The organism is Pseudomonas sp. 2822-15 (assembly GCF_002742515.1).
GTDB lineage: Bacteria > Pseudomonadota > Gammaproteobacteria > Pseudomonadales > Pseudomonadaceae > Aquipseudomonas > Aquipseudomonas salomonii.
Window position 1 is genome coordinate 422,495 of record NZ_LJRY01000156.1, and the last position, 23,630, is coordinate 446,124.

General features: G+C 59.2%; 20 protein-coding genes and 1 pseudogene. 13 read left to right on the forward strand and 8 right to left on the reverse strand.

The features are described 5' to 3' along the window. Positions 1-263: 263 nt before the first annotated feature. Positions 264-2,855: a DNA mismatch repair protein MutS gene (gene mutS, locus AOA59_RS03715; RefSeq protein WP_065928913.1), complete on the forward strand. Its 2,592-nt coding sequence runs from the start codon at positions 264-266 to the stop codon at positions 2,853-2,855. Between the two features lie 142 nt (positions 2,856-2,997). Then, the gene (fdxA, locus tag AOA59_RS03720) at positions 2,998-3,321 is read left to right on the forward strand and encodes a ferredoxin FdxA (protein WP_065928912.1); all 324 of its coding nucleotides are present in this window, start codon (positions 2,998-3,000) and stop codon (positions 3,319-3,321) included. Between the two features lie 493 nt (positions 3,322-3,814). On the opposite strand, the gene apbC is transcribed toward fdxA, so the two are convergent. Next, positions 3,815-4,909, reverse strand: coding sequence for an iron-sulfur cluster carrier protein ApbC (gene apbC / locus AOA59_RS03730; protein WP_099485988.1), 1,095 nt, complete (start codon positions 4,907-4,909; stop codon positions 3,815-3,817). 172 nt (positions 4,910-5,081) lie between these two features. On the opposite strand from apbC, the gene metG reads away from it, so the two are divergent. The 4 genes and pseudogenes from metG to AOA59_RS03750 all read left to right on the forward strand — a co-directional run bounded on the left by metG (position 5,082) and on the right by AOA59_RS03750 (position 9,397). Beyond that, on the forward strand, positions 5,082-7,133 hold the full coding sequence (gene metG / locus AOA59_RS03735) for a methionine--tRNA ligase (RefSeq protein WP_099485990.1): 2,052 nt from the start codon (positions 5,082-5,084) through the stop codon (positions 7,131-7,133). Positions 7,134-7,442: 309 nt separating this feature from the next. Then, positions 7,443-7,817: pseudogene (rsxB, locus tag AOA59_RS33100) on the forward strand (electron transport complex subunit RsxB); the annotation flags it as partial. A 651-nt stretch (positions 7,818-8,468) separates the two neighbouring features. Next, entirely contained in the window at positions 8,469-9,107 is a 639-nt protein-coding gene (gene nth / locus AOA59_RS03745) for an endonuclease III (protein ID WP_056857621.1), read from the forward strand. A 107-nt stretch (positions 9,108-9,214) separates the two neighbouring features. Next, complete coding sequence (locus AOA59_RS03750) at positions 9,215-9,397, forward strand: PA3496 family putative envelope integrity protein (RefSeq protein WP_056857622.1); 183 nt, start codon at positions 9,215-9,217, stop codon at positions 9,395-9,397. 85 nt (positions 9,398-9,482) lie between these two features. Here the strand turns inward: AOA59_RS03750 and AOA59_RS03755 are convergent, their stop codons facing one another. The 3 genes from AOA59_RS03755 to AOA59_RS03765 form a co-directional block, all read right to left on the reverse strand. Then, positions 9,483-10,115 carry a response regulator transcription factor gene (locus AOA59_RS03755; RefSeq protein ID WP_056857623.1) on the reverse strand — a complete coding sequence of 211 codons (633 nt, stop codon included), beginning with the start codon at positions 10,113-10,115 and terminating at the stop codon, positions 9,483-9,485. Between the two features lie 635 nt (positions 10,116-10,750). Then, a complete protein-coding gene (locus AOA59_RS03760) occupies positions 10,751-11,968 on the reverse strand; it encodes an argininosuccinate synthase (protein WP_003208700.1) in 1,218 nt (405 codons plus the stop codon). 129 nt (positions 11,969-12,097) lie between these two features. Continuing rightward, positions 12,098-13,006, reverse strand: coding sequence for an OmpA family protein (locus AOA59_RS03765; protein ID WP_065928909.1), 909 nt, complete (start codon positions 13,004-13,006; stop codon positions 12,098-12,100). A gap of 156 nt (positions 13,007-13,162) precedes the next feature. Here AOA59_RS03765 and pyrC point away from each other — a divergent pair, with 156 nt between their 5' ends. Together pyrC and rnt are read left to right on the forward strand one after the other, a co-directional pair. Continuing rightward, a complete protein-coding gene (gene pyrC / locus AOA59_RS03770; RefSeq protein WP_017137042.1) occupies positions 13,163-14,209 on the forward strand; it encodes a dihydroorotase in 1,047 nt (348 codons plus the stop codon). After that, the gene (gene rnt / locus AOA59_RS03775) at positions 14,206-14,877 is read left to right on the forward strand and encodes a ribonuclease T (RefSeq protein WP_017137041.1); all 672 of its coding nucleotides are present in this window, start codon (positions 14,206-14,208) and stop codon (positions 14,875-14,877) included. The genes pyrC and rnt overlap by 4 nt, the downstream gene beginning before the upstream one ends. A 64-nt stretch (positions 14,878-14,941) precedes the next feature. Here the strand turns inward: rnt and AOA59_RS03780 are convergent, their stop codons facing one another. After that, the gene (locus tag AOA59_RS03780) at positions 14,942-15,544 is read right to left on the reverse strand and encodes a peroxiredoxin (protein WP_003172097.1); all 603 of its coding nucleotides are present in this window, start codon (positions 15,542-15,544) and stop codon (positions 14,942-14,944) included. Between the two features lie 243 nt (positions 15,545-15,787). On the opposite strand from AOA59_RS03780, the gene AOA59_RS03785 reads away from it, so the two are divergent. Beyond that, on the forward strand, positions 15,788-16,006 hold the full coding sequence (locus AOA59_RS03785) for a bacterioferritin-associated ferredoxin (protein WP_010564137.1): 219 nt from the start codon (positions 15,788-15,790) through the stop codon (positions 16,004-16,006). A 201-nt stretch (positions 16,007-16,207) separates the two neighbouring features. Further along, positions 16,208-16,678 carry a bacterioferritin gene (gene bfr / locus AOA59_RS03790; protein WP_017137040.1) on the forward strand — a complete coding sequence of 157 codons (471 nt, stop codon included), beginning with the start codon at positions 16,208-16,210 and terminating at the stop codon, positions 16,676-16,678. A gap of 132 nt (positions 16,679-16,810) precedes the next feature. Here bfr and grxD read toward each other — a convergent pair whose 3' ends face one another. Together grxD and AOA59_RS03800 are read right to left on the reverse strand one after the other, a co-directional pair. Further along, entirely contained in the window at positions 16,811-17,149 is a 339-nt protein-coding gene (gene grxD / locus AOA59_RS03795) for a Grx4 family monothiol glutaredoxin (RefSeq protein WP_010212745.1), read from the reverse strand. Positions 17,150-17,233: 84 nt separating this feature from the next. Next, complete coding sequence (locus AOA59_RS03800; RefSeq protein WP_099485993.1) at positions 17,234-19,342, reverse strand: molybdopterin oxidoreductase family protein; 2,109 nt, start codon at positions 19,340-19,342, stop codon at positions 17,234-17,236. Between the two features lie 422 nt (positions 19,343-19,764). Between AOA59_RS03800 and argF the strand changes: the two genes are divergently transcribed. Both argF and AOA59_RS03815 read left to right on the forward strand, forming a co-directional pair. Further along, positions 19,765-20,685 (forward strand): ornithine carbamoyltransferase, encoded by a 921-nt coding sequence (argF, locus tag AOA59_RS03810; RefSeq protein ID WP_056857627.1) that lies wholly within the window; start codon positions 19,765-19,767, stop codon positions 20,683-20,685. Next, positions 20,682-21,791, forward strand: coding sequence for an ABC transporter ATP-binding protein (locus AOA59_RS03815; protein WP_065928906.1), 1,110 nt, complete (start codon positions 20,682-20,684; stop codon positions 21,789-21,791). Before argF ends, AOA59_RS03815 begins: the two co-directional genes overlap by 4 nt. A gap of 141 nt (positions 21,792-21,932) precedes the next feature. Here the strand turns inward: AOA59_RS03815 and ybaK are convergent, their stop codons facing one another. Then, a complete protein-coding gene (ybaK, locus tag AOA59_RS03825; protein WP_017137036.1) occupies positions 21,933-22,403 on the reverse strand; it encodes a Cys-tRNA(Pro) deacylase in 471 nt (156 codons plus the stop codon). Between the two features lie 325 nt (positions 22,404-22,728). Between ybaK and AOA59_RS03830 the strand changes: the two genes are divergently transcribed. After that, complete coding sequence (locus AOA59_RS03830; RefSeq protein ID WP_099486309.1) at positions 22,729-23,586, forward strand: MIP/aquaporin family protein; 858 nt, start codon at positions 22,729-22,731, stop codon at positions 23,584-23,586. The last annotated feature ends 44 nt before the right edge of the window (positions 23,587-23,630 follow it).

A 23,630-nucleotide genomic window follows, 5' to 3' on the forward strand; every position in this document is an offset into this window, starting at 1 on the left:
CATCGCAACAAATGCTGGGCCAAGCGCCCAATGCCGATCAGTTAAGCGACTACGATTGGGCACGATGTTGAGCTTTAGAACTTCAGCCATGCGCGGGCTGCGGCCTGCAGGCACAGCGCGGCGATCCCTTCGCAGCCTCGCTAAGGCTCGACAGCTCCCACATTCGGCCTGCGTCGTTGCAAAGTACGCGCTCCGCAACTGATCGACACTGGACCAAGCGTGCCCTTTGCCCCATCACTTTCAACGAATTTGCTAACTATCTGATGAGTAAAAACACCTCCGATCTGTCTTCCCACACCCCGATGATGCAGCAGTACTGGCGCCTCAAAAACCAGCACCCTGATCAGTTGATGTTCTATCGCATGGGCGACTTCTACGAGATCTTCTATGAAGACGCGAAGAAGGCCGCCAAGCTGCTGGACATCACCCTGACCGCGCGTGGGCAGTCGGCGGGGCAGTCGATTCCGATGTGTGGGATTCCTTACCACTCGCTGGAAGGCTACCTGGTCAAGCTGGTGAAGCTGGGCGAGTCGGTGGTGATCTGTGAGCAGATCGGCGACCCGGCCACCAGTAAAGGGCCGGTGGAACGTCAGGTAGTGCGCATTATTACGCCGGGCACGGTGAGTGATGAGGCGTTGCTGGATGAGCGTCGTGACAACCTGATCGCGGCGGTGTTGGGCGATGAGCGTTTGTTCGGCCTGTCGGTGCTGGATATCACCAGCGGCAACTTCAGCGTGCTGGAGATCAAGGGTTGGGAGAACCTGCTGGCGGAGTTGGAGCGCATCAATCCGGTGGAGTTGTTGATTCCGGATGATTGGCCCAAGGATTTACCGGCGGAAAAGCGCCGTGGGACCAAGCGTCGTGCGCCGTGGGATTTTGAGCGCGACACGGCGCTGAAAAGTCTGTGCCAGCAGTTCTCGGTGCAGGACCTTAAAGGCTTCGGCTGCGAAACCCTGACCCTGGCCATCGGCGCCGCCGGTTGCTTGCTCAGCTATGCCAAGGAAACCCAGCGCACCGCCCTGCCGCATTTGCGCAGCCTGCGCCATGAACGCCTGGATGACACTGTGGTGCTCGATGGCGCCAGCCGTCGCAACCTGGAGCTGGACACCAACCTGGCCGGTGGCCGTGACAACACGCTGCAGTCGGTGGTCGACCGTTGCCAGACCGCCATGGGCAGCCGCTTGCTGACCCGCTGGTTGAACCGTCCGCTGCGCGACCTGACCGTGCTGCAAGCGCGTCAGACGTCAATTACTTGCCTGCTGGATCGCTATCGTTTTGAGAACCTGCAGCCGCAGCTCAAGGAAATCGGCGATATCGAGCGCATCCTGGCGCGAATTGGCCTGCGCAATGCGCGGCCACGTGACCTGGCGCGCCTGCGCGATGCCTTGAGCGCGCTGCCGCAGCTGCAAATGGCGATGACCGAGCTGGACACGCCGCACCTGCAACAACTCGCCGTCACGGCCGGCACTTACCCGGACCTCGCGGCGCTGCTGGAAAAAGCCATTATCGACAACCCGCCGGCGATCATTCGTGACGGCGGCGTGCTTAAAACCGGTTACGACAGCGAGCTGGACGAGCTGCAATCCCTGAGCGAAAACGCCGGGCAGTTCCTGATTGACCTGGAAGCCCGCGAAAAAGCCCGCACGGGCCTTGCCAACTTGAAGGTCGGCTACAACCGCGTACACGGCTACTTTATCGAGTTGCCGAGCAAACAGGCCGAGTCGGCGCCGATTGATTATCAGCGCCGCCAAACCCTTAAAGGCGCCGAGCGTTTCATTACGCCGGAGCTCAAAGAGTTCGAAGACAAGGCACTGTCGGCCAAAAGCCGTGCCCTGGCGCGGGAAAAAATGCTGTATGAGGCCTTGCTTGAGGACTTGATCAGCCGCCTGGCGCCGCTGCAAGACACCGCCGCCGCCCTGGCGGAACTGGATGTGCTGAGCAACCTGGCCGAGCGCGCGCTGAACCTTGACCTGAACTGCCCGCGTTTTGTCAGTGAGCCGTGCATGCGTATCGTGCAGGGGCGCCACCCGGTGGTGGAGCAGGTGTTGACCACGCCGTTCGTGGCCAACGACCTGTCGCTGGATGACGACACGCGCATGCTGGTGATCACCGGTCCCAACATGGGTGGTAAATCCACCTACATGCGTCAGACCGCCTTGATCGTGTTGCTGGCGCACATCGGCAGCTTTGTGCCGGCAGCCAGTTGCGAGTTGTCACTGGTGGACCGCATCTTCACCCGGATCGGTTCCAGTGATGACCTGGCTGGCGGCCGTTCGACCTTTATGGTGGAGATGAGCGAAACCGCCAACATCCTGCACAACGCCACTGAACGCAGCCTGGTGCTGATGGACGAAGTGGGACGCGGCACCAGTACCTTCGATGGCCTGTCGCTGGCGTGGGCGGCGGCCGAGCGTTTGGCGCATTTGCGCGCCTATACGCTGTTCGCCACGCACTATTTCGAGCTGACGGTATTGCCCGAAAGCGAGCCGCTGGTGGCCAACGTGCATCTCAATGCCACTGAGCACAACGAACGCATCGTGTTCCTGCACCACGTGCTGCCGGGGCCGGCGAGCCAGAGTTACGGCTTGGCCGTGGCGCAGTTGGCGGGGGTGCCCGCGCAAGTCATCACCCGCGCCCGTGAACACTTGAGCCGCCTGGAAGAAACCGCCCTGCCCCACGAGATTCCCGTGGCGAGCCAGGCCAAAGCCAGCAGCAAACCCAGCGCGCCGCACCAGAGTGATATGTTCGCCAGCCTGCCCCATCCGGTGCTGGATGAGCTGGCAAAGCTTGACCTGGACGGCTTGACGCCGCGTAAAGCGCTCGAAATGTTATATGCACTGCAAGTTCGGATATAACGCACAGGCTTGCAAGCTGGTAGACTCTCGCGCGGTTTGGGATGCTGCGGGTTATTAGCCTGGCCTGCAGACTATCGCTCCCGAACCTCGCGAGCCCTGCCACACAGGGTTTCGCTGCCGCCGCCTGAGGAGAAAATTAGAAATGACCTTCGTCGTTACCGACAACTGCATCAAGTGCAAGTACACCGACTGCGTCGAAGTGTGTCCGGTGGACTGCTTCTACGAAGGCCCGAACTTCCTGGTTATCCACCCGGATGAGTGCATTGACTGCGCCCTGTGTGAACCAGAGTGCCCGGCCAATGCGATCTTCTCCGAAGATGAAATCCCGGCGGGTATGGAAAACTTTATCGAATTGAACCAGGAGTTGGCTGACATTTGGCCAAACATCACAGAGCGTAAAGATGCGCTGCCAGACGCTAAAGAGTGGGATGGCAAGCCAGGCAAGATCGCCGATCTGGAACGCTGATCAACTTGCTGCATCGAAAAGGCCCCTTGCGGGCCTTTTTGCGTTTGCGGGTGATCGGTTTCACTTTTCTGCAGGCAAAAAAAGGGGCGGTATGACCCGCCCACATTTTTTCCCTAGTCCCTGTATTCCTTTTCATCATCCTGATGAATCGCTTCCTGCGACGTTCCTTCAACCATCGTTCCTTGATGGCTGTGCCAATCCGTGGACACAGGGCTGATCTTAGAGAGTTCCGAGGGAAGTTCAACGGGATCCAACTGATCGGCTGACAGACTTGAACGCTCATTCAAGTATAAATATTTGTTATTTTTCAAAAGGATAGAAAAGTCTTTCGCCGTTTCGAGATGGACATGCCTGGTAAAAAAACCAAACACTTACGAGAAAGTAAGCAAATGCTTACACGCGCAATTGCGTAAACGCATGATTCGCAACCGTTGACTGATCGGCAGGCATAAAAAAGCCCCGACAATGCCGAGGCTGTTTTCCTTCAGCAGGCTCAGTCGTCGCTGACGGTGATGGTCGGCATTGCCGGTGCTGCGGCTTCCTGCAGGACGATCCGCGCGCCCACATGACGGGCCAGTTCCTGATACACCAGAGCAATTGGCCCATCAGGCTCGGCGGCCACGGTGGGCTTGCCGCCGTCGGCCTGCTCACGAATTTCCATCGCCAGCGGCAACGACGCCAGCAACTCAACCCCATACTGGGTCGCCAACTTCTCGCCGCCGCCCTCGCCGAACAAATGCTCGGCGTGGCCGCAGTTGGAGCAGATGTGTACCGCCATGTTTTCAACAACGCCCAGCACCGGGATGTTGACCTTGCGGAACATCTCCACACCTTTTCTGGCATCCAGCAGCGCCAGGTCCTGCGGCGTGGTCACGATCACCGAACCGGCCACCGGCACCTTTTGCGCCAGGGTCAGCTGGATATCGCCGGTGCCTGGCGGCATGTCGATCACCAGGTAATCGAGGTCGCCCCAAGCGGTCTGGGTAACCAGTTGCAGCAAGGCGCCGGAAACCATCGGCCCGCGCCAGACCATCGGTGTGTTGTCGTCGGTGAGGAACGCCATGGACATGACTTCCACACCCAGCGACTCAATTGGCACAAACCACTTCTGATCCTTGACCTTGGGCCGCGTGCCTTCGGCGATGCCGAACATCACGCCCTGGCTTGGGCCGTAGATATCGGCGTCGAGGATGCCCACGCGTGCACCTTCTCGGGCCAGCGCCAGCGCCAGGTTGGCGGCGGTGGTGGATTTACCCACGCCGCCCTTGCCGGAGGCCACCGCGATAACATTCTTGACGTTGGCCAGGCCCGGGATCTGCGCCTGGGCCTTGTGCGCGGCGATCACGCACTGGATGTCGACCTTGGCCGAACGCACGCCGTCCAGGCCTTCGATGGCCATTTGCAGCATCTGCGCCCAACCGCTCTTGAACAAACCGGCGGCATAGCCCAGTTCCAACTGGACCGACACCTGGTCGCCCTGGACTTCAATGGCACGTACACAGCCGGCGCTGACCGGGTCCTGGTTCAAATAGGGGTCGGTGTACTGGCGAAGAACGGCTTCCACCGCTGCGCGATTGACGGCGCTCATGGGCTACTCCCGAAAAAAGACTGACTGAAACAGGCGGCTATCCTAACCGTTCCGGCCGCCCAGCGGCATGCTTTCGAGGCTTGGGAAGATTCAGAAACAGCACCACGGGGTGAAATATATTTCCCGGCGCTTTATAGTGGCCGACCTCCGTTTCATCAAGTAGCCGAGCCCCATGTCCGAGCCACGCAAGATCCTCGTCACCAGCGCCCTGCCCTATGCCAATGGTTCCATCCATCTTGGCCATATGCTTGAGTACATCCAGACCGATATGTGGGTGCGCTTCCAGAAGCATCGCGGCAACCAATGCATTTATGTCTGCGCGGACGACGCCCACGGTTCGGCCATCATGTTGCGCGCCGAGAAGGAAGGCATCACCCCGGAACAACTGATCGCCAATGTGCAGGCTGAACACAGCGCCGACTTTGCCGAGTTCCTGGTGGACTTCGACAACTTCCACTCGACCCACTCCGAAGAAAACCGCGAGCTGTCGAGCCAGATCTACCTGCGCCTGAAAGAAGCCGGGCACATCGACCAGCGTTCGGTGACCCAGTATTTCGACCCGGAAAAGAAAATGTTCCTGGCCGACCGCTTTATCAAAGGCACCTGCCCTAAATGCGGCACCGAAGACCAGTACGGCGACAACTGTGAAAAATGTGGTGCGACCTATGCACCGACTGACTTGAAGAACCCGAAGTCGGCAATCTCCGGCGCCACCCCGGTGCTCAAGGATTCCCAGCACTTCTTCTTCAAGCTCCCGGATTTCCAGCAGATGCTGCAAACCTGGACCCGCAGCGGCACCTTGCAGGACGCCGTAGCCAATAAACTCTCCGAATGGCTCGACAGCGGCCTGCAGCAGTGGGACATCTCCCGCGATGCGCCGTACTTCGGTTTCGAGATCCCGGGCGAGCCGGGCAAGTACTTCTACGTGTGGCTGGACGCGCCGATTGGCTACATGGCCAGCTTCAAGAACCTCTGCGACCGCACGCCGGAGCTGGACTTCGATGCGTACTGGGCCAAGGATTCCACCGCCGAGCTGTACCACTTCATCGGCAAGGACATCGTCAACTTCCACGCGCTGTTCTGGCCGGCCATGCTCGAAGGCTCGGGCTATCGCAAGCCGACCGGCATCGCCGTGCACGGCTACCTGACGGTCAATGGCCAGAAAATGTCCAAATCCCGTGGCACCTTTATCAAGGCGCGCACTTACCTGGACCACCTGTCGCCGGAATACCTGCGCTACTACTACGCCGCCAAGCTTGGCCGTGGCGTCGACGACCTGGACCTGAACCTGGAAGACTTCGTACAGAAGGTCAACTCAGACCTGGTCGGTAAAGTGGTCAATATCGCCAGCCGTTGCGCCGGGTTTATCCACAAGGGAAATGCCGGTGTGCTGGTGGCTGAAAACGCCGCACCGGAGCTGACCGAAGCCTTCCTGGCCGCCGCGCCCAGCATTGCCGATGCCTATGAAGCCCGCGACTTCGCCCGCGCCATGCGCGAGATCATGGGCCTGGCCGACCGCGCCAACGCCTGGATCGCCGACAAGGCGCCGTGGTCGCTGAACAAGCAGGAAGGCAAGCAGGCGGAGGTCCAGGCGATCTGCGCCACGGGCGTCAACCTGTTCCGTCAGTTGGTGATTTTCCTCAAGCCGGTGCTGCCATTGCTGGCCGCTGATGCCGAGGCGTTCCTCAACGTCGCGCCGCTGACCTGGAACGACCACGCCACCCTGCTCAGCAACCATCAGTTGAACGAGTTCAAGCCGTTGATGACGCGTATCGACCCGGTGAAAGTCCAGGCCATGACCGACGCTTCGAAAGAAGACCTGGTCGCCAGCCAGACCGACACCGGTTCGGCTGCGCCCGCCGGTAACGGTGAGCTGGCCAAGGATCCGATTTCGGTGGAAATCGACTTCGACGCCTTCGCCGCCGTGGATTTGCGCGTTGCGCTGATCGTCAAGGCCGAGGCCGTAGAAGGTGCCGACAAGCTGCTGCGCCTGACCCTGGACCTGGGTGGCGAGCAACGTAACGTGTTCTCCGGCATCAAGAGCGCCTACCCGGACCCGTCCAAGCTCGACGGCCGCCTGACCATGATGATCGCCAACCTCAAGCCACGCAAAATGAAGTTCGGTATCTCCGAAGGCATGGTGATGGCAGCCGGCCCTGGCGGCGAAGAGATCTACCTGTTGAGCCCTGACAGCGGCGCCAAGCCGGGTCAGCGTATCAAGTAAGGCGGCACAGCCCGTCTGCGGTAAGCGGGCATACCGTGGCAGACGGGCTTTATGTAGCAAACGGGCTTTTTGTGGCGAGCGGGCTTGCCCCGCGTTGGGCTGCGCAGCAGCCCCAATAAAGTCGCCACACTATGCCTGTTAAACCGAGTGTCTGTACCAAGGGCCGCTCCGCGCCCCAACGCGGGGCAAGCCCGCTCGCCACAGGAAGCCCGCTCACCACAACAGGCTCACCAGCCACTCCAGCAGGTTCACCACAACAGGCCCTGTTTGTTCAACCGGCATACCAATGATCACCCCATGAACTTGATTCAACGTATCGACGCGCTGCTGCCGCAGACCCAATGCGGCAAATGCGGGCATCCGGGTTGCAAGCCTTACGCCGAGGGCATCGCCCAGGGCGAGGCGATCAACAAGTGCCCGCCCGGTGGGCAGGAAACCATTGCGGGCCTGGCCCACCTGTTGCGCGTGCCGGTGTTGGAACTGGACGCCAGTCGCGGTGAAGCCCCGGCCCAGGTGGCCTACATTCGCGAAGCCGAGTGCATTGGCTGCACCAAGTGCATCCAGGCGTGCCCGGTGGATGCGATTGTCGGCGCGGCCAAGTTGATGCACACCGTGATCATGGATGAATGCACCGGCTGCGACCTGTGTGTTGCGCCCTGCCCCGTGGACTGCATCGAAATGCGCCCGGCGACCGCTGTGCTGGCGATTGTCGGCGGCCTGGCCAGCAATGATCGGCAATATCAGGCACGCGCCCTCAAGCGCGACCGCGCGCGGCGGCGCTTTGAACAACGCAATGCGCGGCTGCAACGCGAGGAGGCGCATAAGCTCGCCGAGCGCCTGGCGCGGGCTAACCGTTCGGCACCGCCGGCTGCCCCCATGGCAGCCGATGACACCCAAGCGGCCCGGGATACAGCGGTCAAGAAAGCCAAAATCGCCGTTGCCATGAGCCGTGCCCAACTGCATAAATCCCTCAAGGCATTTGGACATCCACCGACCTTTGAGCAGCAATCGCAGTTGATCGTGCTGCAACAGCAGTTCGAAGCGGCGGAGCAGGCGCTGGCCGCCCTGGAAGTACATGGCACGCCGGCGCCAGCAGTTGCGCCCAGTAACAGCGCCGACCTCAAGCGCGCTAAAATCCAGCTGGCCATGCGTCGCGCAGAATTGCACAAAGCCCAGAATCTAAACGCCGACCCGGAGCAATTGGCCGAAGCGCAAAGCAAACTCGATGACGCACAACGCCAAGTGGATGCTCATAACAGCGCTTAAACCGAAAATAAACCCTGCTGTGTGTATGGCTACAATCCCGCTGATCGCCTGCAAGGAACCACCCGCCCCATGAATGCCGCAAAACGCCTGGAAATTTTCCGCAGGTTTCACGAAGACAATCCGGAACCCAAGACCGAGCTGGCCTACTCGTCGCCGTTCGAGTTGCTGATTGCGGTGATCCTGTCGGCACAATCCACCGACGTTGGCGTCAATAAGGCTACGGCCAAACTGTACCCGGTGGCCAATACGCCAGCCGCCATTTACGCCCTGGGTGTGGACGGTTTGTCGGAATACATCAAAACCATCGGCCTGTACAACAGCAAGGCCAAGAACGTCATTGAGACCTGCCGCCTGTTGGTTGAATTGCACGGCAGTGAAGTACCGCAAACCCGCGAAGCCCTGGAAGCACTGCCAGGCGTAGGCCGCAAAACCGCTAACGTGGTGCTCAATACCGCGTTCCGGCAACTGACCATGGCAGTGGACACGCATATTTTCCGCGTCAGCAACCGAACCGGCATCGCGCGTGGCAAGAACGTGGTCGAGGTCGAAAAGCAGTTGATGAAGTTTGTACCCAAGCCGTATTTGCTCGACTCCCACCACTGGCTGATCCTGCACGGGCGCTACGTATGCCAGGCCCGCAAGCCTCGCTGCGGAAGTTGCCGGATCGAAGACCTGTGCGAATACAAGGACAAAACCTCGGACGATTGAGGGTTCATTGGTTTTCTCGATCAGTCGATTGAAAAAATCTTTTTTACCCGTTCGTGGATTATCGTTATAAGGAGCGCCAACGGCAGTCTTAGCCTGGAGTTAACCTTATGAGCACTGGCAAAGAACAACTGGATGTAGAAGACGATCTCGTTGAAGTGGCGGATGACGAAGGGGACGCCCCTGTGGCAGAGGTGGCCAAGACCAATTTGAGCAAACGCCGCACTATCGACAACCTGCTGGAAGAGCGACGCTTGCAAAAACAACTGGCCGATTACGACTTCGACCTCTGATCGATGCGCTGACGGCCGGAAGCCTCCCTGACGGAGGCTTTTTTTTGCCGGTTATTCGGGTTTTAGGGCACAACCGCACCCGCGTCTACACGAGGCCGTTGCGCTGGGCCAGCTCGATCAGGTCGACGAGGGAGCGTGCATTGAGCTTGAGTAACAGCCGGGTCTTGTAGGTGCTGACGGTTTTGTTGCTCAGGAACATGCCATCGGCGATTTCCTTGTTGGTTTTGCCTCGGGCCAGTTGCTGCAGCACCATCATCTCGCGACCCGACAGGCGTTCAACCATGTCCGCCTCGCTGGCATTGCCCATGGTCGAGCGTACCGAGTTGAGCGCCTGGTTGGGGAAATAGCTGTAGCCGGAGAGCACCGCCTTGATGGCGCTCAACAACTCGGTCAGGTCCTGTTGCTTGCACACGTAGCCCGCCGCCCCCGCCTGCATGCAGCGCATGGAAAAATGGCCGGGCGCCTGGGACGTCAGCACCAGCACCTTGACGGGCGCGGACTGCTTGGTAGACGCCAGGCGACAGATAACTTCCAGGCCATCGAGCTTGGGTATCCCGATATCCAGTATGACAATGTCCGGCATATGTTCCCGTGCAAGTTGCAACGCATCAACGCCGTTATCAGTCTCGGCAACGACTTCATAACCATGACGTTCCATTAGCATGCGCACAGCAAGACGAATGACGGGATGATCATCCACGATCAGCACTTTATTCATGAGAAAGTCCAATTTCGCTGTTCGAATTATTTAGAGCAAGCACAATAGCCTAGTCGTTTCCTAGTTGGCATAGCGCTCCCCCCCAAGCAACAGCAAGCAGAGACCCAACCCACAACGATATAGGAATTAACCTACAAAAAAACACAAACTCAGGTGCATCCGGTTTTATGGAGCCCTTCAGAACTTTCCGGGGCCGTACATATTTTGAGTGAAATATGCACCGCAGAACGGGTGCAAGGTAAATGTACCGCACATGACTTTCAGGAAATACCCCTTGCTTGTGGTAGTAAGGCCAGTGAGCAGTGGCAAAAAAATCAACTGTTTTAGTTCCATTCAACATAGCTATTTACATCCTTATTTCCTACAGAAGTTTCAGCGGCCTACATACTCGCCTTACTTAGGTAGTGAATTTTCCGTCAGATATAGTTCCTATGCAGGTGTAAAAAATTCATTCGACCGTACGGAAATAAACACACCGGCGCGGAAAAGACCCTGTTCAACTTCAATATTCAACAAACCTTAAACAGCCACGCACCGTTTAAACATCAGCGCGCATTTAAAGTCGTCTATCTTTATAGGCAGGCAAAAAAATGGCCCCTTGAACAAGGGGCCATTTTTTACAACGAAGGCAGCACTCAGAACAGCTTGCGACCCTTGTTGGCGGCGATGCGCATACGCAACGCGTTCAGCTTGATGAAGCCTGCGGCGTCCGCCTGATTGTAAGCACCGCCGTCTTCTTCGAAGGTGGCGATGTTGGCGTCGAACAGCGACTCATCAGACTTGCGACCGGTGACGATCACGTTGCCCTTGTACAGCTTCAGGCGCACAACGCCGTTCACGTGGACCTGGGAGGCGTCGATCATCTGTTGCAGCATCAGACGCTCCGGGCTCCACCAGTAACCGGTGTAGATCAGGCTGGCGTACTTGGGCATCAGCTCGTCTTTGAGGTGAGCCACTTCGCGGTCCAGGGTGATGGACTCAATGGCGCGGTGGGCGCGCAGCATGATGGTGCCACCTGGGGTTTCGTAGCAGCCACGGGACTTCATGCCCACGTAACGGTTCTCGACGATGTCGAGACGGCCGATACCGTGTTCGCCACCGATACGGTTCAGGGTCGCCAGCACGGTGGCCGGGGTCATTTCGACGCCGTCCAGTGCCACGATGTCGCCGTTGCGGTAGGTCAGTTCCAGGTACTGCGCCTTGTCTGGAGCGTTCTCCGGGGAGACGGTCCATTTCCACATGTCTTCTTCGTGCTCGGTCCAGGTGTCTTCCAGCACGCCGCCTTCATAGGAGATGTGCAGCAAGTTGGCGTCCATCGAGTACGGGGACTTCTTCTTGCCGTGACGCTCGATCGGGATTGCATGCTTTTCAGCGTAATCCATCAGCTTTTCACGGGACAGCAGGTCCCATTCACGCCACGGTGCAATCACTTTCACGCCTGGCTTGAGGGCGTAGGCACCCAGTTCGAAACGCACCTGGTCGTTGCCCTTGCCGGTAGCGCCATGGGAAATGGCGTCGGCGCCGGTTTCGTTGGCGATTTCGATCAGGCGTTTGGCGATCAGCGGGCGCGCGATGGAAGTACCCAGCAGGTACTCGCCTTCGTAGACGGTGTTGGCGCGAAACATCGGGAAGACGAAATCGCGGACGAATTCTTCGCGCAGGTCGTCAATGTAGATCTCTTTCACGCCCATGGCTTGCGCCTTGGCACGTGCAGGTTCGACCTCTTCGCCCTGACCCAGGTCAGCGGTGAAGGTCACCACTTCACAGTTATAAGTATCCTGCAGCCACTTGAGGATCACCGAAGTGTCCAGGCCGCCGGAATACGCGAGAACGACCTTGTTTACGTCGGCCATGCCATCACTCCACGGGGTTGTACGGAAAGCCGTCGATTCTACCGACCAAAACCGTGAATTTACAGGGGCGCGACAGCAAATGAAGATAAAGCGACAGATTATGTCGAGCGGGCGACCGATAGTCGCACGTTAAGAGGTGTGTGCCGCGCTGCTCGGGCCAGTGGCCTGGGGCGCCGGTTTCGCAGGGGTAGCCACGCGTTCGAGCTGAATATTCACGCGACGATTGCGGGCGCGGTTGGCGGCATTGGTATTGGGCGCCAGTGGGTAACTTTCACCGTGAAAGCGCATCGTGATCTGCGATTCCTGGATGCCATTGGCCTTGAAGTAGTCCATCACCGCCAGGGCACGACGGCGCGAGACGTCACGGTTGGTCAGGCGGTTGCCGCTGTTGTCGGAATGCCCATTGAGCTCGACGTGATTGACCGTCGGGTCGGCTTTCATGAACGCGAGAATCACATCCAGCTTCTTTTTGGCAGCGGCGTCCAACTCGATACCGCCACCGGGGAAGCCGACTTCAGTCTGTTTGACCTGATCGTAATTCATCGGCAACAGCTTGGTGGTGCACAGTTGATAGTCGTTGAAGGCCTTGTTGAATTTCACCGGCAACAGGCGGACTTCCGAGTAGCCGCCCTCACGCCCGTAATGCCGCACGGTGGGGCTGCGCCCTTCGAGCAAGCCGGTGAACAAACGCCCGGCCTGGGCCTGGGAGCTGTTGAACAGCACATCACCACTGCCGACACGCACCGCACCGAGGTTGATATCGCCACGGCCCGGCTGCCAGGGAGCAGCCGCCGCCAACAAGGTCGCCGAGCCCGCCCCGAGCGCGCCGCTGTAGGCTTTGAGGCGAAATGTGGCCTGCTCGCCGGCCCGGCGCACGAACTCACCCGAGCCGAAATCGGTGATCGGCTGGGTCAGGCGGCACTCGAACTGGTCGCCTTCCACCTTCCACTCAATGTTCTCCAGACGTGTCTGGAATGTGAGTGCCATCGCAGGCAGGCTGGCGAACACACTGAGCAGGGCTAGATAATGCTGGCGCACGGGAGGCTCCACTGGTTTCTACAACACTTCAAAGCGTCATACGTCGTTAAGGCATACCCAGGGATATCGGACACGTGCGGCAAAACTTGATAGCGAGTGCCTGCAAGAGTCTTTTCCGGTAGCATTCCCACCAGATTGACCCGCCTGGAATCCCCAATGTCCGACCGCCTGACCCTGCTGCGTCCCGACGACTGGCATATTCATCTTCGCGATGGTGCTGCGTTACCCCAAACCGTGGCCGATGTAGCGCGCACGTTTGGCCGCGCGATTATCATGCCTAACCTGGTACCTCCGGTGCGTAATGCCGAGCAAGCCGATGCCTATCGCCAGCGTATCCTCGCTGCGCGCCCGGCCGGCAGCCGCTTCGAACCGTTGATGGTGCTCTACCTCACCGACCGCACCCAGCCTGCCGAGATTCGCGAGGCCAAGGCCAGCGGTTTTGTGTACGCCGCCAAGTTGTACCCGGCGGGCGCGACCACCAACTCCGACTCCGGCGTGACCAGTATCGACAAGATCCTGCCGGCGATCGAAGCCATGGCTGAAGTCGGCATGCCGCTGCTGATCCACGGTGAAGTCACCCGTGGCGATGTGGATGTGTTTGATCGTGAAAAGATCTTCATCGACGAGCATATGCGCCGTGTGGTCGAGCTGTTCCCGACCCTCAAGGTCGTGTTCGAACACATCACCACCGCCGACGCCGTGCAGTTCGTCAACGAGGCTTCGGCCAATGTGGGCGCGACCATCACCGCGCATCACCTGCTCTATAACCGCAACCACATGCTGGTGGGCGGGATTCGGCCGCACTTCTATTGCCTGCCGATCCTCAAACGCAACACCCACCAAGTGGCCCTGCTGGACGCCGCTACCAGCGGCAGCCCGAAGTTCTTCCTCGGCACCGACTCGGCGCCCCACGCCCAGCACGCCAAAGAAGCGGCATGCGGCTGTGCCGGTTGCTACACCGCGTATGCCGCCATCGAGCTGTATGCCGAAGCGTTTGAACAGCGCAACGCCCTGGACAAGCTCGAGGCGTTTGCCAGCCTCAACGGCCCGCGTTTCTACGGCCTGCCGGCGAATACCGACCGCATTACCCTGGTTCGTGAAGACTGGACCGCCCCTGCCAGCCTGCCGTTTGGCGAGCTGACTGTTATCCCGCTGCGCGCCGGTGAAACACTGCGCTGGCGCCTGCTGGAGGAAAGCAAGTGAGTGAAGACCATTACGACGACGAACACGAGCACAGTGGTGGCGGCTCCCGCCACCCGATGGCCGAGCGGTTTCGCGGCTATCTGCCGGTTGTCATCGACGTAGAAACCGGTGGTTTCAACTGCGCCACCGACGCGTTGCTGGAAATCGCCGCTACCACCATCGGCATGGACGAGCAGGGTTTTGTGTTCCCGGAACACACCCATTTCTTCCGCGTGGAACCGTTTGAAGGTGCGAATATCGAAGCTGCAGCCCTGGAATTCACCGGGATCAAGCTCGATCACCCGCTGCGCATGGCGGTGAGTGAAGAAGCGGCGCTGACCGATATCTTCCGTGGTGTGCGCAAAGCGTTGAAGGCCAATGGCTGCAAACGCGCGATTCTGGTGGGCCACAACAGCAGCTTCGACCTGGGCTTCCTGAATGCTGCCGTAACGCGCTTGGACATGAAGCGCAACCCGTTTCACCCGTTCTCCAGCTTCGACACCGCTACGCTTGCGGGCCTGGCTTACGGCCAGACCGTGCTGGCGAAGGCCTGCCAGGCAGCCGGTATCGACTTTGACGGTCGTGAGGCCCACTCGGCCCGCTACGACACCGAGAAGACCGCCGAGCTGTTCTGCGGCATCGTCAATCGCTGGAAGCAAATGGGCGGCTGGGAAGACTTCAACGACTGAAGTTGAACCCCGCGCATAAAAAAACCGGCCTTCTCAGGCCGGTTTTTTTTGCTTCGAACCTGGCTTACAGCTTGCCGGCGTTCTCGGTCAGGTAAGCCGCAACGCCTTCTGGCGAAGCGTTCATGCCTTTGTCGCCTTTTTTCCAGTTGGCAGGGCAGACTTCGCCGTGCTCTTCATGGAATTGCAGCGCGTCAACCAGACGGATCAGCTCTTCCATGTTACGGCCCAGCGGCAGGTCGTTGATGATCTGCGAGCGTACAACGCCCTTGTCATCGATCAGGAACGCGCCACGGAACGCCACGCCGCCTTCGGACTCAACGTCGTAGGCCTTGGCAATGTCGTGCTTCATGTCGGCAGCCATGGTGTATTTGACTTTGCCGATGCCGCCATCATTGATGGCGGTGTTGCGCCAGGCGTTGTGGGTGAAATGGGAGTCGATGGAAACGGCGACCACTTCAACGTTGCGCGCCTTGAAATCGTCCATGCGGTGGTCCAGAGCGATCAGCTCCGACGGGCACACGAAGGTGAAGTCCAGCGGGTAGAAGAACACCAGGCCGTATTTGCCTTTGATGGCTTCAGACAGTTTAAAGCTGTCAACGATTTCGCCATTGCCGAGCACGGCAGGTACGTCGAAATCCGGGGCTTGTTTGCCGACGAGTACGCTCATTGGGTATCTCCTGATGTAAGGGTGACGATTGAAGTAAAAGGACCGACCCAAGTCTGGCGCAGTTAAGCGACAGGCCTGTGACGCGGTCACGCTTCGTGAAGACCGACCATCATACACTGAAAAAACCGTTCGTCAGCGCGCCGCAGGGACCTGGCAAAACCCTGCGAATCTACTTTGACAATCATTCTCGTTAACATTAAGATCCATCGCACTTAAGCCTTAAACCCGCGATGGTTCTCCCTTATGTATGTCTGCCTCTGCACTGGCGTCACCGACGGACAAATCCGCGAAGCAATCTATGAAGGTTGCTGCAGCTACAAGGAAGTACGTGAAACCACCGGCGTTGCCAGCCAGTGCGGCAAATGTGCTTGCCTCGCCAAGCAAGTGGTACGGGAAACCCTGACGCAGCTGCAAACAGCCCAGGCCGCGCTCCCCTACTCAGCAGAATTTACACACGCTTAAATAGGCGTGTTTTGAAGAACCGGACTTAGAGTCCGGTTTTTTTATGCCTGTAATTCAATTAGTTAGCGCCAAGACGCGGAACACAAACATTCTTATTCCGATTAATTTTCATTTATTATTCAATAACTTAGGTTTGACACTAGAGATTTCGCCGCTCAAACTCCGATTTATACACAGCTATTACAGGGCAGGACCCCAGTCATGAAAGGCGACATCTCAGTCATCCAGCAACTCAACAAAATCCTTGCCAATGAACTGGTCGCGATCAATCAGTACTTTCTGCATGCGCGCATGTATGACGATTGGGGCCTGGAAAAGCTCGGCAAGCGTGAATACAAAGAATCGATCAAGGCCATGAAGGACGCAGACGCGCTGATCAAGCGCATCCTGTTCCTGGAAGGCCTGCCGAACGTACAGGACCTGGGCAAGCTGAACATCGGCGAGCACACCCAGGAGATGATCAGCAGCGACCTGAAGTTCGAGCAGAAGAGCCACAGCGACCTCAAGGCCGCCATCGCTCACTGCGAAACCAAAGGCGACTTCGGCAGCCGTGAGCTGCTGGAAGATATCCTGGAAGATCAGGAAGAACATATCGACTGGCTGGAAACCCAGCTGGGCTTGATCGTTAAAGTCAGCCTGGAAAACTACCTGCAATCGCAGATGGGTGAATAAGCGCTGAAGATCGTTCCCACTTGAGCATGGTGACGCAGAGCGTCACAGGATGCATTCCCACGCGGAGCGTGGGAACGATCACAAAAAAGCCCCGCTCTCTTTCGAGAAGCGGGGCTTTTTATTGCATTCGGATCAAGCGTCAGTCTTGGCCGCCGCATTTGCCGCTGCGTCTTTGATCAGCGCTTGCAACGAACCATCAGCTGCCATTTCAGTGATGATATCGCTACCGCCGACCAGTTCACCGGCCACCCACAGTTGCGGGAAAGTCGGCCAGTTGGCGTACTTCGGCAGGTTGGCGCGGATTTCCGGGTTTTGCAGGATATCCACGTAAGCGAATTTCTCGCCGCACGCCATGATGGCCTGGGAAGCCTTCGCGGAGAAACCGCACTGAGGAGCGTTCGGGGCGCCCTTCATGTAAAGCAGAATGGTGTTATTGGCAATCTGCTCTTTGATCGTTTCGATGATATCCATGGAACACCTCGGCTGGAACTTTGCGACTCACAGGTCGGCACGGTGGCGCATTGTAACGCAAAATTCCAGCGCGGTGCTCGGGCCTTATGCGGCGGCCACCTGCACCGGGACGCCATTGAGCGCTGCGTTCCCAGACAATTCGTCCAATTGCCGCTCGTCGGTCAGGTCGTTGGCGCTGGCCCCAGGCTGGCTGCTGGCGATGCTCATGCGCACGCCCGGCCGACCGTGCCCCCAGCCGTGAGGCAGGCTGACCACGCCGGGCATCATGTCCAGGCTCGCCACCACTTCCACTTCAATCTCGCCAATACGTGAGCTGACGCGCACCCACTGCCCATCGCTCAATTGTCGGCTGGCCAGGTCGTCGGGGTGCATATGCAGTTGATGGCGCGGCTTGCCCTTCACCAGGCGGTGATAGTTATGCATCCAGGAATTGTTGCTGCGCACATGCCGACGGCCGATCAGTAACAATTCGTTGACCATCGGCACCGGCTGCGCGGCAAACCGCGCCAGGTCCGCCAGGATCACCGCAGGCGCGGCCTGCACGTGGCCGTCGGTGGTTTTCAAACGTGCGGCCAGGTTAGGCTTGAGCGGCCCCAGGTCCACGCCGTGGGGATGATCGGCGAGCATGGCCACCGACAGTTTGTGCTCGGAAGCTTCGCCATAGACCCCGGCGCGCAAGCCAAAGTCGATCATCTGCGCCGGTGCCATGGTCGGCTTGAGCGCAACACCGGTGTGCGCAGCGAAGGCCTTGGCCAAACCGACAAAGATCTCCCAGTCATGCAACGCGCCGGCAGGCTTGGGCAGGATCGCGCGATTAAAACGGGTGACATTACGTACGGCAAACATATTGAACGTGGTGTCGTAGTGATCGTTTTCCAGCGCCGAAGTGGACGGCAAGATCAGGTCGGCATAGCGCGTGGTTTCGTTGATATACAGGTCGACGCTGACCATGAACTCCAAACCGTCCAGGGCCTTCTCCAGTTGGCGACCGTTAGGCGTGGACAGCACCGGGTTGCCCGCCACCGTCACCAGGGCGCGGATCTGCCCCTCGCCTTCAGTGAGCATCTCTTCGGCAAGGGCCGAAACGGGCAACTCACCACCGTACTCCGGACGCCCGGACACCCGGCTTTGCCAGCGATTGAAGTGCCCACCGCCCGTGGAGGCCACCAGGTCCACCGCTGGCGTGGTGCAGAGGGCGCCGCCGACACGGTCGAGGTTGCCCGTGACCAGATTGATCAATTGCACCAGCCAATGGCACAGCGTGCCGAAGGCCTGGGTCGATACGCCCATGCGCCCGTAGCACACGGCCTTGTCCGCCGCCGCAAAGTCCCGCGCCAACTGGCGGATCTGCTCGGCAGGCACTGCACACTGACGGCTCATGGCTTCGGCGGTAAATCCGGCAATCGCCTGGCGCACAGCCTCCAGGCCAGCAATCGGCAAATGGCTGTCGCGGGTCAGGTTTTCGCTGAACAAGGTGTTGAGCAGCCCGAACAACAGCGCGGCGTCGCCACCGGGGCGCACGAACACATGCTGATCGGCAATCGCCGCCGTCTCGCTGCGTCGGGGGTCAACCACCACCACTTTGCCGCCACGCGCCTGGATGGCCTTGAGGCGTTTTTCCACATCGGGCACGGTCATGATGCTGCCGTTGGACGCCAGCGGGTTGCCGCCCAGGATCAGCATGAAGTCGGTGTGGTCGATGTCCGGAATCGGCAGCAACAAGCCATGGCCGTACATCAGGTGGCTGGTGAGGTGATGGGGCAACTGGTCCACCGAGGTGGCGGAATACCGATTGCGCGTCTTCAGCAGGCCAAGGAAGTAGTTGCTGTGGGTCATCAACCCATAGTTATGCACGCTGGGGTTGCCCTGATACACCGCCACCGCGTTCTGCCCGTGCCGGGCCTGAATGCCTGCGAGGCGTTCGGCCACCAGCGCAAAGGCCTCGTCCCATGGGATCGGCTGCCAGTCGCTGCCCACGCGCAGCATGGGCTGGTGCAAACGGTCCGGGTCGTTCTGGATGTCTTGCAGCGCCACGGCTTTTGGGCAAATGTGTCCGCGGCTGAACGTATCCAGCGGGTCGCCCTTGATGGAAGTGATCGCCAGGCTGCCGTCGTCCGCCTGGGTGGTTTCCAGGGTCAGACCACAGATGGCTTCACACAGATGGCAGGCACGGTGGTGGAGAGTCTTGGTCATGGCCAGTCTCTTTATTGGGCTTTGGCCCAACTATGGCCCGACAGCCGGACGCGCACCAGCAACGTTCGCCGCGTGAATCAAAGGGCATAGGCCAGACCGTGAGCAAATGTTTCAAAACTTGCTACAGCAGCGCTGAAACCGACGCAGCCTGGCCCGAGCCCGCACCCACACATTGCAAAAGGTCTCGGCGCCAGTGTACAAATGGGGCGCTGCTGTCAGGAATCAGTCTTCAAAAGCGCTCCGGCGCCCCTCTTGAGCGCCCTTAAAAACCGTAGCCCTATTGGTAACACGCGACATTTAATTATAAGATCGCGCCTTCCCCTATTTCGTCGCCCCGTGCGGCTTTCGCCGCAGGTCTCGCCCGTTGTCACAATAAACAAGGCTTTGAGTATCTGCGGTCTGTTGCAAAAAGGTAGTTAATGATGAGCGCAAGGCACTTTCTCTCCCTGATGGATTGCACGCCCGAAGAGCTGGTCAGTGTGATCCGTCGAGGCATTGAGCTTAAAGACCTGCGTAACCGCGGCGTACTGTTCGAGCCTTTGAAAAACCGTGTGCTCGGGATGATTTTCGAGAAGTCGTCGACCCGCACCCGCGTGTCGTTCGAAGCCGGCATGATCCAGCTGGGTGGCCAAGCCATCTTCCTGTCCTCGCGTGACACCCAACTGGGCCGTGGCGAGCCGATTGCCGACGCCGCCCGCGTGATGTCGCGCATGCTCGATGCGGTGATGATCCGTACTTTTGCCCACAGCACCGTGACCGAATTTTCCGCCAACTCGCGGGTACCGGTGATCAACGGCCTGTCCGATGACCTGCACCCGTGCCAGTTGCTGGCCGACATGCAAACCTTCCTTGAACACCGTGGTTCGATCCAGGGCAAAACCGTGGCCTGGATCGGCGACGGCAACAACATGTGCAACAGCTATATAGAAGCGGCAATCCAGTTCGACTTCCAACTGCGCGTTGCCTGCCCCGAAGGCTACGAGCCGGATGCACGTTTCCTGGCCCAGGCCGGCGATCGCGTGACCCTGGTGCGCGACCCGCGTGACGCGGTCATCGGCGCACACCTGGTGAGCACCGACGTGTGGACCTCCATGGGCCAGGAAGAAGAAACCGCCAAGCGCCTGGCGCTGTTCGCGCCGTTCCAGGTGACCCGTGCCCTGCTCGACCTGGCCGCGCCGGACGTGCTGTTCATGCACTGCCTGCCCGCGCACCGTGGCGAAGAAATCAGCCTCGATCTGCTCGATGATGAGCGTTCGGTGGCGTGGGACCAGGCCGAGAACCGCCTGCACGCGCAAAAGGCGCTGCTCGAATTCCTCGTCCCGCCGTCGTACCACCACGCATGAGCCAGCCATTACTGCTGAACCTGCGCAATCTGGCATGCGGCTATCAAGATCAACGCGTGGTGCAGAACCTCAATCTGCACCTCAACGCCGGTGACATCGGCTGCCTGCTGGGCTCCTCAGGTTGCGGCAAAACCACGACCTTGCGGGCGATTGCCGGGTTTGAGCCGGTGCATGAAGGTGAGATCAGCCTGGCCGGTGAAGTAATCTCCAGCGCCGGGTTCACCCTGGCGCCGGAGAAACGTCGCATTGGCATGGTGTTCCAGGACTACGCGCTGTTTCCGCATTTGAGCGTGGCCGACAACATCGCCTTCGGCATTCGCAAGCACCCGCAAAAAGACCGCGTGGTCGGCGAACTGCTGGAACTGGTCAACCTGAAAAACCTCGGCAAGCGCTTCCCACACGAGCTTTCCGGCGGCCAGCAACAACGCGTCGCCCTCGCCCGCGCGCTGGCGCCGGAGCCGCAACTGTTGCTGCTCGACGAACCCTTCTCCAACCTCGATGGCGAACTGCGGCGCAAGCTCAGCCATGAGGTGCGCGACATTCTCAAGGCGCGTGGCACCAGTGCGATTCTGGTCACCCATGATCAGGAAGAAGCCTTCGCCGTGAGTGATCAGGTGGGGGTATTCAAGGAAGGCCGCCTTGAGCAGTGGGACACGCCCTACAACCTCTACCACGAACCGCAGACGCCTTATGTCGCCAGCTTTATCGGCCAGGGTTACTTTATTCGCGGGCAACTGAGTTCGCCGGAATCGGTGAGTACCGAACTGGGTGACTTGCGTGGCAATCGTGCTTATACCTGGCCAACCGGTGGCGCGGTGGACGTTCTGCTACGCCCGGATGACATTGTTTATGCGCCGGACAGCGCGTTGAAAGCGCGAATTGTCGGTAAGACGTTCCTTGGCGCTTCGACCTTGTACCGCCTGCAACTGCCGACCGGCGCACAGCTGGAGTCGATTTTCCCCAGCCATGCAGACCATCAGGTCGGTGCGCAGGTGGGGATTCGAGTAGCGGCGGAGCATCTGGTGTTGTTTCAAGCGTCCGGCAGCACGGCGGCGCAGATTCCTCAAGTCGAATCCGGCGTTCGCCGCTACAGCCCGGCTCACTAAGCAACTGACGAAACCGGGTAAAAATGTGGGCGCTGGCTTGCCTGCGATGCGGACACCTCGGTCTGTCAGTTGAACCGAGGTGATGCCATCGCAGGCAAGCCAGCTCCCACATTGGATCTCATAATCTTCAAAATATGAATTTCAGCCTCGCCCAATCGGCGCAAATTTGGCCTGGGTATGCTCGGCCAGCACCGCTGCAGCCAGTTCCACTTCCAACCCCCTTCTGCCGGCACTCACATGAATCGTCGCAAACTGTTGCGCGGTCTCATCGATAAAGGTGCGCAAACGCTTCTTCTGCCCCAACGGGCTGATGCCGCCCAACAGGTAGCCGGTAGAACGCTGCGCCGCGACCGGATCGGCCATCTCGGCTTTTTTAACCCCGGCCGCATGGGCCAGCGCCTTCAAGTCCAGACTTCCGACGACCGGCACCACCGCCACCAACAATTCACCTTTCTCACTGCTGGCCAGCAACGTCTTGAACACCTGCGCCGGATCAAGACCCAATTTTTCCGCGGCCTCCAGGCCATAAGACGCGGCCTTGGGGTCGTGCTCGTAACTGTGGATGCGATGTTCGGCGCGAACTTTTTTCAACAAGTCCAGTGCGGGGGTCATGTCTACTCCTGGCGCAGCAAAAAGATCGCCAATTCTAGGCCAAGCCCGCACAAAACGCTCTAGTGCGACCCTCCTGCTGTGAACACTTGCAGCCTCCCCCGTGATCATTCACCAGACCAATAGTTCGAAAATGACCAATGGTTCACTTTCGACCTTTGACAGCGGTCATTCTTGTCTATATTTTTTCGTTTCCGAATGCTGTAGGAATAGTGCTCCAGTGTTCCAGCGGGAAGCCGCAGTCAGGATGGGGATCCTGATTACGGTGAAAATCGCGCAATCGCCCGTTGAGGCTATGCGCCAACAAGAACAACAATCGAGGTTTGCCATGACTACTGCTCTTCAACAGCCTTCACTTTCGAGCCAATGCATGGCCGAGTTCCTGGGGACTGCGCTTCTGATCTTCTTCGGTACAGGATGTGTCGCTGCGCTCAAGGTCGCGGGTGCCAGCTTCGGGCTGTGGGAAATCAGTATTATCTGGGGCATCGGCGTGAGCATGGCGATCTACCTCACCGCCGGTATTTCCGGGGCGCACCTCAACCCGGCCGTGAGTATCGCCCTGTGCATCTTTGCCGATTTTGAAAAACGCAAACTGCCTTTCTATATCCTCGCGCAAATCGCTGGCGCCTTCTGCTCGGCGGCGCTGGTTTACACGCTGTACAGCAACCTCTTTTTCGATTACGAACAAACTCACCACATGATTCGCGGCTCTCAGGCCAGCCTGGAATTGGCGTCGGTGTTCTCCACCTACCCGCACGCGCTGCTGAGCACGGCCCAGGCATTCCTGGTGGAAATGGTCATCACCGCCATCCTGATGGGCGTGATCATGGCCCTGACCGACGATAACAATGGCCTGCCCCGCGGCCCGTTGGCCCCGCTGTTAATCGGCCTGCTGATTGCAGTTATCGGCAGTGCCATGGGCCCGCTGACCGGCTTTGCGATGAACCCGGCGCGGGATTTCGGCCCCAAGCTGATGACCTTTTTCGCCGGCTGGGGTGAAATGGCCTTTACTGGCGGCCGCGATATTCCTTACTTCCTGGTACCGATTTTCGCGCCGATTGTCGGCGCCTGCCTCGGCGCAGCGGCTTATCGCGGGCTGATTGCCCGCCACTTGCCGAGCGCCGCACCTGCTATAGCTGAAGAAACACCTGACACGGCTGTCAACGGCAAGACTCGTATTTCCTGAAAGCGCCGGCCTGGTGCCCCTGCCCTTCGCGGCCCAGGCTGATT